Source organism: Nostoc favosum CHAB5714 (assembly GCF_020829495.1).
GTDB classification, from domain to species: domain Bacteria; phylum Cyanobacteriota; class Cyanobacteriia; order Cyanobacteriales; family Nostocaceae; genus Nostoc; species Nostoc favosum.
Genome location: NZ_JAIVFQ010000082.1, coordinates 14,034 through 30,099, shown reverse-complemented (window position 1 = coordinate 30,099; position 16,066 = coordinate 14,034). Strand labels below are relative to the sequence as shown.

The window sequence follows — 16,066 nt, the reverse complement described above, 5'->3', positions numbered from 1 at the left end:
TGAATATTCCTTTCTTCCCTCACATTATGATACCATGCTCCTCATAAGATTTGAGAAAATACAAGGGGAAAGAATATAAATCCGTCCTGGAAGGACGGGGCTTTAAACCCCAATTTTTCGGTAAATACTTTCTGGATGTCTACGTACAACCTGAGTCTGTAATTCAGTATTATGTATAAAGATGTAAAGAAATGTAAATAATCTAATGCAGGATAAAGTCGTTGTTGTTGTCGGTGCTACTGGTGGCATTGGTTCAGCGTTAACACACAAACTTGCGCCTACTGGAGTCCGGTTGGTACTGGCTGCCAGAGATGCGGTTCGTTTAACAACACTGACAGATGATTTACCAGGGCAAGTTTTGAGCGTTCCCACCGATATTACTAACCCGCAACAGGTAGATACTTTGATCGAAAAGACGATCGCTGAGTTTGGTCAAATCGATATTTTAGTGAATGCCGCTGGTGCTGGTATACTCAAGCCTTACAACAGCCTGGAACCCGCTGATTTAGACAAGATGCTAGATGTCAACTTAAAAGGCAGCTTTTACACCACTCAAGCGGCTGCTGAAGAGATGCAAAAGCGCAAGTCTGGTCACATCTGTAATGTGGTAGGAATTCTGGGCAAGCATTCGATGGGAATGGCAGCAGCTTATTCTGCTTCTAAGTTTGGTGTTGTCGGTTTCAGCAAATGCATGGCAGAGGAACTCAAGCGTTTTGGTATCAAGTTCACGCTATTCTACTTTGGTGGGGTAGATTCTCCTTTCTGGGATAACGTCAACCTAAAAGTAGACCGAAAAAAAATGCTCAGTCCTGAAACTGCTGCCAATGCGATTTTCTTTGCCCTTTCTGCCGAACCGCAAGCTGTGCCAATGGAAATTAACATTCAACCTGATAGTCATTTGTTTTTTTAAAGTGGGAGTCAGCTTAGATAATTCTTGCCTGGGAAAGACCTGAAAATTTAGCAAAAAAGGCAAAATTTACAGAGATATAAGCTGTTATGCTGGATTTTCAGTATCTATGAAAATTGATCACGTTCATTTCTATGTAGAAGACGCCAAAGTATGGCGGGATTGGTTTGTACACCATCTTGGTTTTCATGTAGTAGCCGATCGCATTAGTTCATTTCACACTTGTACAGAAGTAGTAAAAAGTGGTGCTGTCTGCTTTTTTCTGTCTTCTCCACTGTTACCCACAAGTCCAGTAGCTGAGTTTCTGCGTCAATATCCACCTGGTGTGGCAGATGTCGCTTTTGCTGTCGAAGATGTAGAAAGCGCGATCGCACTAGCTCAAAAACACGGTGCTACAATCCTACAACCCACTCAGGAACGCCAGGTGGGTACGGAATTGCTCAAGTGTGGCAAAATTGCCGCCTGGGGTGGACTGACTCATACATTGATCGAAAGATCATTGGTTTTTGATAAAGGACAAATGACAAATGACAACACTTTTACTGCTATAGATCACATAGTGTTAAACGTGGCAGTTGGTGAATTGGAAAATGCTGTCGCTTGGTACGAAAATATCCTAGATTTTCAACCCCAGCAGGCTTTTAAAATTAAAACCAATCTTTCTGCTTTACACAGTCAAGTGATGGTTTCGCACAACGGTAGCGTCCAATTGCCAATTAATGAACCAGCTTCCAAAAATTCCCAAATTCAGGAATTTTTAGATGTCAATCGGGGGCCGGGAATTCAACATATTGCCTTGCGGACGACTAATCTTGTCAGTGCGATCGCTAAATTTCGTGCCAGTGGTTTATCCTTACTCTCAGTTCCCCAAACTTATTACACGCAACTAAAACAGCGTCCAGGATTGCCTCTATCACCCTTAGAACTGGAAGCGATCGCTCAACAGGAAATTCTGGTGGACTGGCAAGAATATACTCTTTTAGAGGGAGGAAATACTGCGCCTTTATTACTACAAATTTTTACCCAGCCAATATTTGAACAGCCGACATTTTTCTTTGAGTTTATTGAACGCCGTTTCCAAGCTCAAGGTTTTGGCGAAGGTAACTTTCGCGCCTTATTTGAAGCCATTGAAAGCGAACAAATCAAACGCGGTACGCTGCAATGATGCCTGATTACAAAATATCAATTGAAATTCATCCAGACTCTAAACAAGTTGATTTTATTGACAAGCAACTTCAAGATTTTAATGTAGGTAAGATTGGAGATTACCAATATACGCCACTGTTTCTATTACTTCGTGATTCAAAAAAAAATGTCGTGGGCGGCTTGGAGGGTTTTATCGGCTTGGGATGGTTCCATATTGCTACTCTTTGGGTTGCAGAGGAGTTAAGAGGTTATGGATATGGAAAAGCACTTCTTTTGGAGGCAGAGCAAGAGGCTGTTAATCGTGGCTGCTTAAACGCATATCTTTTTACTTACAGCTTCCAAGCTCCCAAATTTTATCAGCACTTGGGGTATGAAATTTTTGGAGAGTTAGAAGATTTTCCTCCAGGTCATCGTCGATACTTTCTTAAAAAGAGTTTACAAAAAAACCTTTAGCTAGACTTAATACCCTTAAAAAATAGCCATACATCTGAGATAAACTTAATAAAAATTAACATTTTCCGCCGATGCTAAGACTTATTACTGACTTCGACGGCCCAATTATTGATGTTTCCGAACGGTACTACCGTGTTTATCAATTCTGCTTAGAGAAAACCCGTCGCCGAGATCAAGTAGTGCAACAACTTCCGAAAGCGGAATTTTGGCAGCTAAAGCGATCGCGCGTTCCCGAAAAACAAATTGCGTTGAATTCTGGGTTAGATGAAGCCCAAGCACAAGAATTTGCCCAGTTGCGGCGGCAAACAGTACATACAGAACCTTATTTCAACTATGACACTCTCGCACCCGGTGCTGTGGATGCACTGCTAAAAATTCAACAAGCTGGAATTGATTTAGCAGTTATGACCATGCGCCGAGTTCGGGAACTAGATTATGCCTTCAAAAAGAACGATTTAGGGAGATTTTTCCCTGAAAATCGTTGTTATTGCTTGAGTAACGACTATGTTAAAACTCGTGATATTGAAGATAAACCCTTGTTGATGGCTAGGGCTTTACAAGAACTGCCCCCGGCTACTGATATCTGGATGGTGGGAGATACGGAAGCCGACATTACCGCAGCTAAAAATTATGATATTAAGGTGATAGCTGTGGAATCTGGCATCCGCGATCGCACCCAATTGGAACTTTACCACCCCGACTTAATCGTTAAGGATTTCAGCGCTGCTGTAGATTTAGTACTAAAACCTAAACACCTTGTCTAGAAAGGCTTTCTAGCTGCAACATATTGAATTAATCGGTATTCATGTTGCACATTAAAATAGGAGTCAAAATAGTTATTCTGACTCCTGACTTTGAAATTTTAAGAAGAACACATATAAACCATGTCTTCTTTATGGAAACTTGCTTACGGGTAGCAGTTTACCGTAGAAAGCTACTAACTAACCACAACAATATAAACGTTAGTACAGTAGAGAACTGATTCGATGACAAATTGAGGAATGATATTTGTGGTGAAAGCCAGCCAGCAACTAGTCCCCCAGCAATTAAGCCAATTATTAAACTGACTAGGGTGAGCAAAACTGCTCGACCAAATTTGCTTTCCTTGCGATTGAGAAAGTAAATACTAGCGCCTACCCCAACTACCAATGCTAACTGCAAAACCTGATCGCCTCCCTCTGGGTAAAACACAGTGATAGAACTCAAACCAAGAAACCAAGCTCCTGGTAAGAATATATCAGCAGGCGTTGGTTGATCCAGCATCCGTTGCAGCCATGCAGGTGACTGCTCACGAGGGGTTGGACTTTCTTTAGGAGGCGATTGCACTCGCAACTCTGGAAACCGAATACGCTCAGGGACTTTAATTTTACCTTCTTGGCGCATCCGTAAGCGATCCATTAAAATCGCATCGTAAGCCGCTTCAATTACTTCTAAATGCTTGGCATCGCCACTATGTTGCTCGAATAGGCGATTACGAGCATCCTGAATTTCATCGAAGCTAGCCTCTTCTGATACCCCAAGTTTTTCGTAGGGATTTTGATCGCTCATGGGAGTTTGTTACTTCAGCCTCAGTCAGCGGCAGTCTTTTGTCGAATAAAAAACAACTTTAGGTTTTGTTTTAATCGAAACGAAAGTCTCGACCTATTTTATGCCCTAACAGGATAGTAGCACGGGTTAGTTTAATCGACTTTGTAATTTTAACTATAGCCACTTTAACATATCGCTATAACTCCGTGTATACCCTCATGTCGTTGTCTAATTCTGGCTCTAATCTAGAATTTGAACGGAGAGTACCTAAAACACATAGTTTTTATGAAAATATCAATTTTAATGTTTCAAATTTGGCAACTTACTGTGCCCTAATAGAGTTTTTTTTAATTATACTGAATAATCGCTTGTGGTATATATCCGCATAACGATTTAAAATTGAGACGTTTTAAGTTACCACCTAACTGGGATCATGAACGTGTCTTGGTGTTAAGAACTGTTGCGACTAAAGTCAGAGCGCTTATATACTGTGGCTAACAGAAGTTTCGCGTTCTGATTGCCGACAATCCTGATTAGAGTATTTCTTTTTGAATAATCAGGAATCTCATACCGTAGCCATGTAGATTCTTAGTTAGTCCCAAAGTGGCAACTGCGTTTTTACGCAAACCTTTTGTTAATCTTACGAATTTTTGTGCAAAGTAATGGTCATGGCTCCTGCCAAGATTCTTGTAGTTGACGACGACCCTGCGGTTCGGAATTTAATCCAACGCTTTCTGATTAAGCAGAACTATCAGGTGGAGGCTGCCGAAGATGGAAAGACAGCCTTAACTCTATTTGAGCAATTTAACCCCGACTTGGTAATTCTAGATGTGAATTTACCAGATGTAACTGGGTTTAACCTCTGCCAAGAGATGCAAAGTCGTAATGGTGTCTTTGTTTTGATGTTGACTAGCCGTGCTGACGAAGCTGACAAAATTCGCGGCTTTGCTAAAGGTGCTGACGATTATCTCACCAAGCCTTTTGGGCTAGGAGAGTTAGAAGTCAGAGTCGGAGCTATTTTGAGGCGTCAACGAGTGATAACTACTGCCGAGCAAAAACGCTTGGTATTTGAAAAACTTATGATTGACCCAGTGCGGCGGGAGGTGGCACTTAATAACCAAGCAGTACCTTTAACTGCTCTGGAATTTGACTTGTTGCATTTTTTAGCCAGTCATCCAGGTCGAGTTTGGCGGCGTGCGGAGCTAATCCAAGAGGTATGGGACTATGAATATGTCGGCGACCAACGGGTTGTAGATGTCCATATCGGGCAAATTCGCAAGAAGATTGAAATTGATGCTAGTCAGCCAGCATTAATTCAAACTGTACGTGGCGTAGGGTATAAGTTTGAATCTCCTGCTCATCCCCAGCACTTGGAAGCTAAGTCCTGAGTTAACAGTCTAGAGTTTTTTAACTCTTGACTGTTAACTCTTGGGGGAGGGATTATTGAATTTCTTTGGCTTTAGTAAAAGACAAATTTAGACAATCAAAATAGGTAGATATTACTCAAATACAGACCAGGCAGTTATTTGAGATATTTATTTATGCATTTAAGACAGTGGACAGGGGAGAGAGTCCACTGGAAAATATTTCTTTGCATCTAACCGTTTCGGTAGACATAAGGCAATAAACTTGGGTTAGCGCCAAAAATCTTAAACTGTGTAGGTTGAGGAGCCACTGCGCCCTTGCGGTTTCCCGACTTGTACCCCTGTGGGGATCTTGCTACGCGCAGCGTCTCCCCGAATCCCATTCGTGAGAGGCTAGCGCCTGCCGTAGGATGCCCGAAGGGCTGTAGGGAGAAGCAAGTGGCGTTTGAGGAACGTAGACCCGAACGCGAACAGCGTCTCGTAGAGAAGGGGCTTCCCGCAGGGTAACCCAACATTTCCGTGGCTTTGTTGGGTTGCGCTTTGCTTAACCCAACCTACAATTTTTCATAAAGCCAAGCGTATTGAGATATAACGGTGCTTAGGTTGGAGTTTGTAGGGGCGCACAGCTATCATTGGTGTCAACTTAACGTAAAAGCTATGTCCCGCAAGGAACTTCAGTTCCTTGCTAATAGCGGAAGTCTTCTGTTTAGGACTTACGCAAAAACCCTCTCAAACTCTCATTCCTCCGTGACCTCTGCGCCGCGCCAGTTGCTTCTCCCAAGGGGAGACGCTGCGCGAACAAGTCTCTTAACCGCAAGGGCGCACTGGCTTCTCTGTGGTTCGTTTTCCGTTACTCGTGCGTAAGTCCTACTGTTGATGACTAAATATAGCAAAAAATCTTTAGTCTACTTCAGTAGACTTTAGCTAAAAGCCAAAGAACTTTAGTTCGAGGCGGGTGAGTCAAGCTTTCAGTTAAGCTGCTTTTAGCTTAAGTTGACACCAATGCACAGCTGTGCGCCCCTACGAACGTGTTTGTATCCAAAATAAAACCGTTATACAACAAGTACTAAAATCAGCTAATATATTCAAGTCTTGCCTCAATTCTAAATTTTGCGCTATTACCAACTAGTTTTGGCAACAGGAGAAACTATTGGAACCTCTTTAAGGATCAGAATCTACTGATCTTTTTTGTTGTAATATTACCCCGATATGGCCCAATACGCTTGGGTTAAGGTTAAAACTCATTATCAAAGTCCATTTGTTTTACGTAGACGCAAAGCGGTGAAGCAGCGCGGTCTTCTCCCAAGGGGAGACGATGCCGCGCATAGCGCAGCGTTAGCGAGTCATCGAGCGTCTGGGGGTTTCCCCCATGAGCGACTGCACCAAGCCAGAGGGCAAGCCCTCTGGCTACCGCAGAGGCGCAGAGTAAACACAGAGAAGAGAAAAATGCTTAACCCAAGCGTATTGCGATATGAGCGATCGCTATTGGATCAAAATCCCATTGATGGGGCACGGCAAACCGTGCCCGTATTAGGGCTTCATACCAGTACCTATGGGGTGTCTAGTAAATTAGCTGTTGCGGGTGAGTCGGTACAGGGCATTTCTACTGTGGAGTGGTGGAACAAAGTTTCCAGATAGACTCGAGCAGCGCGGCGATCGCTATCTCCATTTTGGAGTAAAAACAATGATAGTGCCGCCGTCAATACTCTGTTTTCATCCCAGTCGGGATGGGTTTCTAAGTAGTTTTTTAAGGATTCGTGGAGTGTTTCGGGAATTTCTGTAAAGATGCTAACCGTTGCTTTCATGAGATTTTCCTCCTATGAGGATAATCAAGAGGGACAAGTTGCTTGCGCTGAAGCGGCTTAGGGCTATTTCACACGCTCTTTCGCCAGCCCGCCAATCTACGCCCACATCTGGTGGTAATATATTTTACACATTTGATGCCAACGGTTGAACGGATTACAAAAGCAAGCCGAATCATTGTGCGCCAAGAGGGGGTGGGTTTGTCAATGCTGCGAAATGTTAAAAACGAGTGTATAAAAAACAAATGCGAACGAAATAATCAGCATTAGAGGCTATTTTTCGTTACGTAACTTTATAAGAACTCAGTCCTTTAAGTTCCTTCCCACTGTTAATCAACAATCCCCAACAAGAGAGTAAGAAGCCCATTAGCTCGTAGAGAACCTGTGGAAAACTGCTAAAATCCCTGTGGAAACCCTGTGGAATGAGTGAGGAAAATAGCAGCCAATGATAAGAATTACAAAAATGTCATCAAGCTATGACATTTAACAGTGAACAGTGAACAGTAGAGAGTGATCTATTTATCTCGCAAGTTTTTGTCCCCCACCAAAAGGAGCAGGCGTTGGTAGCGCAACATTTATCCCCCACCATACGCCGTTGCTGACTGATAACTGATAACTGATAACTGGTTTAACGGGTCGCGGAAGTCCCCATCTTCTCTACGAGACGCTATCTATTTGCGTTCAAGGTATTCCTAAGATGGGGATTGTGAGCGGGTGATGAGGATTGCATCTGGAATTGATTTTTTACTTTGTAAAAACAAATTCGCTTGTGTATGACGAATTACCTTTTCTGGTAAACTAAGCATTGTCTTGACCATCAATGCCATAAGCGAAAACCAAGCTAACAGGTATATGTTGCAAGAAAACCCTTCCCTACGGGACGCTACGCGAACGACTTCGCTCAGGGTAAAAGATTTGGGTCTTGGGAACCAGGACTCCTGCCCTTGGAGGGAATGTAAGACCAATAGAACTACGGAGTTCTGGAGGCTATTCCCGATGAATTGGGAAGCTCCGTCCGTCTATACGGCGGAGTAGTTCACACTCATGAAATTAGCTTCGCAATCGCAGTTATCATCGTGGCTGCCCTCGATACATCCCCAGATATGGATTTTCGCAATTGGTAGATTTCTATCGGAAGTTGGCACCGGCTGTACCCTGTTTTACGCCCCGATATTTTTTGTAAATCAAGTTGGTTTATCTGCAACCAGTGTTGGGGTAGCCTTGGGTAGCGCCTCGATTTCCGGCATTGTAGGGCGGATTGTAGGTGGTTCTTTGGCTGATTCTGAACACTGGGGACGCCGCCGCACTTTGTTGCTAGCCACGGCGATTTCCGCAATTGGTTCTCTGGTTTTAGCTGCAACCAATAATTTTACGATTTTGGTAATCGGTAGCTTGATTAGCGGTTTAGGGATAGGTTTCTATTGGCCGGCGGCTGAAGCTGTTGTTGCTGACGCTAGCCAGATTGACAATCGCCGCGAAACTTTTGCGTTAGCGAAGCTCACCGAAGGTATCGCCCGCCTAGCTGATAATCTTGGGTTAGCGATCGGAATTATGCTGGCTGGGTTTTTTATTGCGATCATTGGGAGTTATCGATGGCTATTTGTGATTGATGCCATCTCTTTTTTGGTGTTTTTTGGGGTTGTCTATGTGGGAATTAGTGAAACTGAACAGCAGCAGATAGGGGAACCTGAAAAGACAGAACTTTTTGCTTCTTGGATAGCAGTATTAAGCGATCGCCGTTTCCTGGTCTACATAGCAGTTAATATATTCTTCACAATCTATATTTCTCAAATCCACAGCACCCTACCACTTTTCTTCAAAAACTTTGTTATAAAAAGTACTCCAGAAGGATTTGCTCAAACTACGATTAGCGTTCTATTTGCTTGGCATCTGGTGTTCGCCATCATCTGTCAGTTGCCTGTCACTAGCATCTTAAAACGCTGCTCACATACACTCGCGCTCACTGTTTCTGCCATTCTTTGGGCAATTGGTTTTGGCCTAATTTGGATAAGCGGCACTGCCCCATCTCATCATTTGGTTTGGGTAATATTGGCATTGGGAGTATTTGCTGTGGCGGTTGTCTCCTATACCCCATCGGCTGCCTCTTTAGTGACGGAGTTAGCCCCGGAAAATAAACGCGGCGTTTATTTCTCCATCAACGCTTTGTGCTGGGCAGTTGGTTCTTTTATTGGTCATCCCTTGGGTGGATGGGCATTAGATCAACCGCAAATTATTACCAATAGTTACTGGCTATGCTTCATCTTGAGTGTGGCGATCGCTGTGGCAATTTTACAGTACCTGAATCGAATTTTAGCTGATTAATCAGCTAAAATGGTATTAAGGACTACCAAAAAAATAAACGACCAAACGCGTCAACCCCTTCGGGGAATTCAAAATTCAAAATTCAAAATTCAAAATTACTATCCCCATAAATAAATTTAGGGGCTTGAAATAAGGACGCATTATTTCTCGTGCGTAGCATCTCGAAATAAATCTTTTTTCTTCTCCATAAATAAATTCAGGGGCTTGTATCCTTTTTTGCTTTGGTCAAAATAAAACGACAATCTAACAACTACCACAAAGCTAGAAAGTTTTATGGATTTAATTTAAACGCAACAATGGAGATTTACCCTGTGTTTATACTTATTGATTCGGATCTGTCTCTTGTTTCGGGATGAACGCAACAAGCAAATGCTGTCGCTCAACAAGCAAATGCGTACGCTCAACAAGCAAATGCTGTCGCTCAACAAGCAAATGCTGTCGCTCAACAAGCAAATGCGTACGCTCAACAAGTAAATGCTGTCGCTCAACAAGCAAATGCGTACGCTCAACAAGCAAATGCTGTCGCTCAACAAGCAAATGTTGTCGCTCAACAAGCAAATGCTGTCGCTCAACAAGCAAATGCGATAGTTAATTTTAACGTGAGTTCGACAAACCTCTCCCTGCCTTGAACTAAAGTTCAAGGCTGTCCCTCTCCGACTCGGAGAGGGACGATTTTGCGTAGTAAAATCTCTTAGTGGTCTTTTTGATTGAGCTAATTAAGCAGACACTATATAATAAGCCGTCGAATTCACGTTAATTTTATGTCGAAAGACCGAAAAACCATAGCCCAAGAGGATTTACACAAGCGTATAGACAAAAGACCTCTTGCATAAATCAAAAATAAAGAACCCTACCGCGCATTTGCTGACGCTCCCCGCTCCCCTTCCGAAGAGCAAGGAGCGTTTGGGGGCGGGGCACTGGTTTTTCTAGAAAGCGATCGCGTTGCCTTTCTCTTGATACCCCATTGATCCTAAGCTTTTCGTCAATTGCCTACATTCTTTATTGACGACGTTCTTGCAGCTTACGATATACAGATTTTAAATCAACTTGATGGTGAGCTAAGGCAACCAAAGTATGATATAGCAAATCAGCCACTTCACCTGCGATCGCATCTGCTTCATCATCCTTAAAGGCCATTACCACCTCGGCGGTTTCCTCACCAATCTTTTTCAAAATTTTGTTATCGCCACCTGCGAATAGTTTACAGGTGTAGGAGCTTTCAGTAGGATTATCGCGGCGATCGCATATTACTTGAAACAATTGTGACAATGTATCCCCTGGTGGTGGGGCAATTTTCCCTTCTATTTGGTGAAAGCAACTGCGTTCTCCAGTATGGCAGGCAATATCTCCTAATTGCTCTACACCTATGAGTAGCGCATCACTATCACAGTCATAACGGATACTTTGCACTTTTTGAATATGTCCAGAAGTCGCCCCCTTATGCCATAATTCTTGCCGGGAACGGCTCCAAAACCAAGTTTCTTCAGTTTCTAAAGTTTTTTGTAACGACTCCTGATTCATCCACGCCATCATCAGGACAGTACCATCCAAATAATCTTGGACAATTGCAGGCACTAGACCCCGTTCATCGTAGCGAATTTCCTCAACAGGGATAGCGTAATGCAGAGAGTGCGAATCGTTAGAAGACATACCAGCTAGTTTGCTCTAATGAGAATAATTCATGGATTCACGATACCATTCTCAATAGGGCAACTGGCATGTTTTTTTAATTGAACTATTTTATCTAGCTCTAAACAAGAACATTGCGTTCCATAGCAGACTGCATCTTTACAGCACTCAAAGCCACTTTGTGAGCTTTTGAGGCTTCACCATACCAATGGATCGCCGAATTAAAAGCTGCTCGGTAAAGATCCTGGTATGCTTCAGATAATCTAGTTTGAATATCTAAAGGTAAGTCTTTATTGGACTTGTATAACATATTATTATTTTTTGGTTCAGCTATTTATATAGGATAGAAATTCTAAGTAGTTTTTGAAACTATCCTAAGATAGAGCTTTTTATTGCCCACTGTTAGGAGAGAACCTTGGTAAATACCACAATTAAAACAACAAAATCACAAGAAGTCTTCGCTGCTGCTCAAAACCTGATGCCCGGAGGAGTCAGTTCTCCAGTTCGTGCCTTTAAATCTGTGGGCGGACAACCCATCGTTTTTGATCGTGTTAAAGGCGCATATATTTGGGATGTAGATGGTAACCAATATATAGATTATGTAGGCACTTGGGGCCCAGCTATTTGTGGTCATGCTCATCCAGAAGTAATTGCAGCCTTGCATGAAGCTTTAGAAAAAGGCACGAGTTTCGGCGCTCCTTCAGTCCTAGAAAATGTTTTGGCAGAAATGGTAATCGATGCCGTTCCTAGCATCGAAATGGTCAGATTTGTCAACTCTGGAACTGAAGCCTGTATGGGAGTTTTGCGGCTGATGCGGGCTTTCACAAAACGAGATAAAATCATCAAGTTTGAAGGCTGCTATCACGGACACGCCGATACCTTTCTAGTAAAGGCGGGTTCTGGTGTTGCCACACTTGGCTTGCCAGACTCACCAGGAGTTCCGAAAGCGGCAACTAGCACCACTCTAACCGCGCCTTTTAATGACTTAGAATCCGTCAAAGCCTTGTTTGAAGAAAACCGCGACGAGATTGCTGGTGTAATTCTTGAGCCAGTTGTCGGCAATGCTGGATTTATTGCACCTGACGCTGGCTTCCTAGAAGGATTACGAGAACTGACTCACGAGCATGGAGCGTTATTGGTATTTGACGAAGTGATGACAGGTTTCCGCATTGCTTACGGTGGCGCTCAGGAAAAATTTGGTGTGACTCCCGACTTAACGACTTTGGGTAAAGTTATTGGTGGTGGTTTGCCAGTAGGAGCTTATGGCGGTCGCCGAGATATTATGTCAATGGTTGCCCCCGCCGGCCCCGTATATCAAGCTGGGACTCTTTCTGGTAATCCTTTGGCGATGACTGCTGGTATTAAGACTTTAGAATTGCTGCAAAAGCCAGGTACTTACGAGTATCTTGACCGGATTACTAAGAAGCTAGCAGATGGTTTGCTGCAAATTGCCAAAGAAACTGGTCATGGGGTATGCGGTGGTCAAATCAGCGCCATGTTTGGCTTATTCTTTACCTCTGGCCCAGTTCATAACTACGAAGATGCCAAAAAGTCTGATACAGCCAAATTCGGACGCTTCCATCGGGGTATGTTAGAGCGTGGTGTTTACTTAGCACCCTCTCAATTTGAAGCTGGGTTTACGTCTTTTGCTCACACTGAAGAAGACATTGAGCAGACTTTAGCAGTTGCACGGGATGTAATGTCTAGCCTATGACTAAAAGAGCGCTGAGTACTCAGTAAAGACAACGCCTACAGCGTTGCTCACTGCGAATTATATTATTCCTGTGCGCGATCGCAACAAGTCAGAGTGTCAACTTCCAATCATCAGAACTTCCGTCGTTGATATTCTGTCTTACTGCCTAACCGTTCTTCCAAAATGGTTAGGCAGTAAAACCCACACCACAATCTGAACTTCTGCCAACGCGAAGGAGCGTCTCCAAGAGTTGGGGAGACGCCAAGGGCGAACGGTAACTCAGCACTACTCAACAGCCACAGCCGCTGTGACTACAGCCTTTAATGGTTTTGTGACCTTCAGCACAGCCTTGAGAGCAATAGTTTTTGCCGTCCTCTTTAATAGCATCCTCAAGTGAAACGATACACAGGCAAGTTGAACAGGCGCATTTCATTTGGGTTACGGTTGTCATAACTTTCTCCATTTTCTGTTGAGATTATTCTAATCAATACATGAATTGTTTCTGTCTGGTAGGCTCTCGTATAAAGACTTATTATTTAGGTTTAGGCTAACGCGAGGATGCAAAGAGATTTTAGTGATAAGTGATTAGCCGAATTTAATATCAATCTCCTCTAATTTTTAGGCGGGGTTAGCAATTTAACTCACCGTTCTTACAAAAAAACCGTCCAAAATCAACATCTGAACGGGATTTTTTCCTATTAATACTTACTATCAACCTAGTTGGCTACAGGTTGCACTGATACCTAAAAACTACAAGTCAGGAGGCAAAATCACCTGATCAATTGCGTGGATTACACCGTTACTGCCTGTGATATCTGCCTGTGTCACTTTAGCATCATTAACAGTTACACCGGTTGCAGGATCAACTTTAACGTTGATTACGCCACCTTCAAGGCTTTTAACTTCACCAGACTTCAAATCAGTGGACAATACCTTACCAGGTACTACATGGTAATTTAAAATCTTGAGCAATACTTCTTTGTTGGCTGGATTTAACAATTCTTGCAAAGCATCTTGTGGCAACTTAGCAAAAGCTGCGTCAGTAGGTGCAAAAATGGTTAAATTATCTTTGCCTTGCAAAGCTCCAGTCAACCCTGCTGCTTTCAAAGCCTTAGTTAAGGTTGTAAACGAAGCGTTTGACTCTGCCAACGCTAACAAGTTTTTACCTTGATTGTCGCTTGCCCCTGGCCTTGGTGGAGTTGTAGGAAGTGTCTCAGTGGGTTGAGTTTCCGGGGTAGGAGGGGTAGGACGTGGGGTGCGGGGTGGAACTTCACTAGGTGTAACATTACCACCACCACGGTTATAGGGCGGCTCGTTGAAAATACTTGGTCTGGGATTTGTTACACTACCTTTCTGCGCTACTTGTTTGCGTTTGGTATTGCCCTTTTCTATCTCGGAAGCAGCTTCAACAGGTGTGTATTGAGCGTTTACTTGAAGACGTTGACCCTTGTTATAGGGAGCTTCGTTAAAAATACTGGGGTTAGGATTTAGTGCCTCTTTAGCTTCAGATGGTAAAGTAATAACGAGGCTGAAACTACTAAATCCTGCTATGCCTGCCAACGTGATCAGCAATTTGCTGTAACTTGTCTTCATAAATTTTATTTTTCTTTTTGTCCACACATTACATAAAGATTTATAACATTTTGCTATGCACAAAATCTAACCTAAGGGGGAAGGAAAATTTTTCCCCAGAATAGTTTGTGCTGGTCAGGTAAAATATCAAACGTCGGCTCACGCTGAGAATTATGAAATATATTTAGCACATATTTTATGTAATGAGTAGATTTTTCCCTTACACAAAAAAAAGTTAAAAAGCCTCACTTGCTGTAGTGTCAACTATCAGAAAGTCTGAAAATCTCACATCTACAAGGTATGAGTTACAATAAGCTGTGAGAAATAATTTACCTATTTAAAAGCCAATTTATATATAAGCTTATACGTAAATCAATAGGTGACAAAAAATACTAAATTCCATAAGGAATAAGGGGATATCTCTGAATTAACCATTGATTAATGAACAAAAGCACGAAATTAATTACCTAGATATCTTAACGTAGTCTAAACAGTGACGGAAATTAAAGTAACTGCTGAACACTTACAACTGAACGGTTAAGTTTATTTATGTATGCCAAATTCAATTATTTAATTATTTGATATTTTAATCAGAAAATAATACTTTGAAAATCGATGATTTTGCTAAAAATCAGGCATCAGTTCAACCACAATCTCAATTAGATAGACAAAAAACAACTAATGTAAAGAAAAATTACTTTAACTAAAGATACAATTGTAAAGTTAAGAAGTTGACCAGTTATAAGGTATACAACATGCTGGAATTATACCAATGGGAACTATCTCAATACTCAGAGAAAGTGCGCCTAATTCTAGATTTTAAAGGACTAGATTACCGCAAAATAGAGGTTACGCCTGGGATTGGACAGGTAGAACTATTCCGGCTGACTGGTCAGAAACAAGTCCCGGTATTAAAGGATCGTAATAGATATATTGCGGATTCTACGGAAATAGCTAAGTATTTAGACTTAGAGTATCCCGATCGCCCAATAATACCGCGAGATCCGAAAAAACGGGGTTTAACTTTATTAATAGAAGAATGGGCTGATGAGTCTATAGGCATTAAAGGTCGCAAAGCACTATTTGCAGCCATAAGTCAAGATCAAAATTTCCGCAAGTCTTTATTACCCACCTCAACACCAGATATATTTAAAAGTCTGGTTGAAGGAGTACCCACTGACTTGCTGTCAGTATTGGGTTTTGGGGTAGGTTATACTCCAGATGTGATAAAGTCAGCGATCGCATCTTTAAAGCAAGACTTGGAAGCGGTAACGTTATTATTGGCAGATAGTCCTTATTTAACAGGAGATGAGCCAACTTTAGCTGACTTGGCAGTAGCTGGTTTATCGATATTGCTCAAGTTCCCCTCTGGCCCCTATCTGGATTTACCAGCTTCTATTAGAGGTAAAGGATTACCAATCTTTTCAGAGAATATAGATTATGAACCATTCTTTACCTGGCGCGATCGCCTTTATGCCCAATTCCGCAAACCATTAATCAGTACCACTCCACCAACGGGAAGTGCGCCAACTTCGATTCAGATTGATTAGGTAATGGGCATTGGGCATTGGGCATTGGGCATTGGGCATTGGGCATGGGGCATGGGGGAAAATAACTAATGACTAATGACTAATAACTAATGACTAATGAC

General features: G+C 42.4%; 14 protein-coding genes and 1 pseudogene. 9 read left to right on the top strand and 6 right to left on the bottom strand.

All coding sequences use genetic code 11. The features are described from left to right. Positions 1-205: 205 nt before the first annotated feature. The 4 genes from LC586_RS31190 (at position 206) to LC586_RS31175 (ending at position 3,270) form a co-directional block, all read left to right on the top strand. Entirely contained in the window at positions 206-910 is a 705-nt protein-coding gene (locus LC586_RS31190) for an SDR family oxidoreductase (protein WP_229489273.1), read from the top strand. Positions 911-1,016: 106 nt separating this feature from the next. Continuing rightward, the gene (gene hppD / locus LC586_RS31185; protein ID WP_229489271.1) at positions 1,017-2,072 is read left to right on the top strand and encodes a 4-hydroxyphenylpyruvate dioxygenase; all 1,056 of its coding nucleotides are present in this window, start codon (positions 1,017-1,019) and stop codon (positions 2,070-2,072) included. Beyond that, entirely contained in the window at positions 2,069-2,506 is a 438-nt protein-coding gene (locus tag LC586_RS31180) for a GNAT family N-acetyltransferase (RefSeq protein WP_229489269.1), read from the top strand. The genes hppD and LC586_RS31180 overlap by 4 nt, the downstream gene beginning before the upstream one ends. A 71-nt stretch (positions 2,507-2,577) precedes the next feature. Continuing rightward, a complete protein-coding gene (locus LC586_RS31175; protein WP_229489268.1) occupies positions 2,578-3,270 on the top strand; it encodes an HAD family hydrolase in 693 nt (230 codons plus the stop codon). Between the two features lie 157 nt (positions 3,271-3,427). On the opposite strand, the gene LC586_RS31170 is transcribed toward LC586_RS31175, so the two are convergent. Then, complete coding sequence (locus LC586_RS31170; RefSeq protein ID WP_229489266.1) at positions 3,428-4,054, bottom strand: CPP1-like family protein; 627 nt, start codon at positions 4,052-4,054, stop codon at positions 3,428-3,430. 647 nt (positions 4,055-4,701) lie between these two features. On the opposite strand from LC586_RS31170, the gene LC586_RS31165 reads away from it, so the two are divergent. Further along, a complete protein-coding gene (locus tag LC586_RS31165) occupies positions 4,702-5,421 on the top strand; it encodes a response regulator transcription factor (RefSeq protein WP_069071980.1) in 720 nt (239 codons plus the stop codon). A 1,589-nt stretch (positions 5,422-7,010) separates the two neighbouring features. Here LC586_RS31165 and LC586_RS31160 read toward each other — a convergent pair. After that, a pseudogene (locus tag LC586_RS31160) lies at positions 7,011-7,202 on the bottom strand (DUF2811 domain-containing protein); the annotation flags it as partial. A 1,041-nt stretch (positions 7,203-8,243) separates the two neighbouring features. Between LC586_RS31160 and LC586_RS31155 the strand changes: the two are divergent. Together LC586_RS31155 and LC586_RS40900 are read left to right on the top strand one after the other, a co-directional pair. Beyond that, positions 8,244-9,521, top strand: a complete 1,278-nt coding sequence (locus LC586_RS31155) for an MFS transporter (RefSeq protein WP_229489264.1) — start codon at positions 8,244-8,246, stop codon at positions 9,519-9,521. Between the two features lie 342 nt (positions 9,522-9,863). Continuing rightward, the gene (locus LC586_RS40900) at positions 9,864-9,995 is read left to right on the top strand and encodes a hypothetical protein (RefSeq protein WP_267921761.1); all 132 of its coding nucleotides are present in this window, start codon (positions 9,864-9,866) and stop codon (positions 9,993-9,995) included. Between the two features lie 525 nt (positions 9,996-10,520). Here the strand turns inward: LC586_RS40900 and hisIE are convergent. Both hisIE and LC586_RS31145 read right to left on the bottom strand, forming a co-directional pair. Next, positions 10,521-11,171 carry a bifunctional phosphoribosyl-AMP cyclohydrolase/phosphoribosyl-ATP diphosphatase HisIE gene (gene hisIE, locus LC586_RS31150; RefSeq protein WP_229489262.1) on the bottom strand — a complete coding sequence of 217 codons (651 nt, stop codon included), beginning with the start codon at positions 11,169-11,171 and terminating at the stop codon, positions 10,521-10,523. 100 nt (positions 11,172-11,271) lie between these two features. After that, positions 11,272-11,460, bottom strand: a complete 189-nt coding sequence (locus LC586_RS31145; RefSeq protein WP_174712345.1) for a ChaB family protein — start codon at positions 11,458-11,460, stop codon at positions 11,272-11,274. Between the two features lie 105 nt (positions 11,461-11,565). Between LC586_RS31145 and hemL the strand changes: the two genes are divergently transcribed. Continuing rightward, positions 11,566-12,864, top strand: coding sequence for a glutamate-1-semialdehyde 2,1-aminomutase (gene hemL, locus LC586_RS31140; protein ID WP_118165119.1), 1,299 nt, complete (start codon positions 11,566-11,568; stop codon positions 12,862-12,864). Between the two features lie 268 nt (positions 12,865-13,132). On the opposite strand, the gene LC586_RS31135 is transcribed toward hemL, so the two are convergent. Together LC586_RS31135 and LC586_RS31130 are read right to left on the bottom strand one after the other, a co-directional pair. Beyond that, on the bottom strand, positions 13,133-13,276 hold the full coding sequence (locus tag LC586_RS31135) for a metallothionein (RefSeq protein ID WP_438822951.1): 144 nt from the start codon (positions 13,274-13,276) through the stop codon (positions 13,133-13,135). Between the two features lie 317 nt (positions 13,277-13,593). Beyond that, positions 13,594-14,436, bottom strand: coding sequence for a fasciclin domain-containing protein (locus LC586_RS31130; protein WP_229489258.1), 843 nt, complete (start codon positions 14,434-14,436; stop codon positions 13,594-13,596). Positions 14,437-15,170: 734 nt separating this feature from the next. Between LC586_RS31130 and LC586_RS31125 the strand changes: the two genes are divergently transcribed. After that, positions 15,171-15,965 (top strand): glutathione S-transferase, encoded by a 795-nt coding sequence (locus LC586_RS31125; protein ID WP_229489256.1) that lies wholly within the window; start codon positions 15,171-15,173, stop codon positions 15,963-15,965. Positions 15,966-16,066: the final 101 nt, after the last annotated feature.

What these genes read in the sequence shown, in the direction of transcription:
- LC586_RS31125 (WP_229489256.1), top strand. Translation starts at nt 15,171, where the DNA reads ATGCTGGAATTATACCAATGGGAACTATCTCAATACTCAGAGAAAGTG.
- LC586_RS31170 (WP_229489266.1), bottom strand. Translation starts at nt 4,054, where the DNA reads ATGAGCGATCAAAATCCCTACGAAAAACTTGGGGTATCAGAAGAGGCT.
- LC586_RS31180 (WP_229489269.1), top strand. Translation starts at nt 2,069, where the DNA reads ATGATGCCTGATTACAAAATATCAATTGAAATTCATCCAGACTCTAAA.
- LC586_RS31165 (WP_069071980.1), top strand. Translation starts at nt 4,702, where the DNA reads ATGGCTCCTGCCAAGATTCTTGTAGTTGACGACGACCCTGCGGTTCGG.
- hisIE (WP_229489262.1), bottom strand. Translation starts at nt 11,171, where the DNA reads ATGTCTTCTAACGATTCGCACTCTCTGCATTACGCTATCCCTGTTGAG.
- LC586_RS31175 (WP_229489268.1), top strand. Translation starts at nt 2,578, where the DNA reads ATGCTAAGACTTATTACTGACTTCGACGGCCCAATTATTGATGTTTCC.
- LC586_RS31155 (WP_229489264.1), top strand. Translation starts at nt 8,244, where the DNA reads ATGAAATTAGCTTCGCAATCGCAGTTATCATCGTGGCTGCCCTCGATA.
- hppD (WP_229489271.1), top strand. Translation starts at nt 1,017, where the DNA reads ATGAAAATTGATCACGTTCATTTCTATGTAGAAGACGCCAAAGTATGG.
- LC586_RS31145 (WP_174712345.1), bottom strand. Translation starts at nt 11,460, where the DNA reads ATGTTATACAAGTCCAATAAAGACTTACCTTTAGATATTCAAACTAGA.
- LC586_RS31130 (WP_229489258.1), bottom strand. Translation starts at nt 14,436, where the DNA reads ATGAAGACAAGTTACAGCAAATTGCTGATCACGTTGGCAGGCATAGCA.
- LC586_RS31190 (WP_229489273.1), top strand. Translation starts at nt 206, where the DNA reads ATGCAGGATAAAGTCGTTGTTGTTGTCGGTGCTACTGGTGGCATTGGT.
- LC586_RS31135 (WP_438822951.1), bottom strand. Translation starts at nt 13,276, where the DNA reads ATGAAATGCGCCTGTTCAACTTGCCTGTGTATCGTTTCACTTGAGGAT.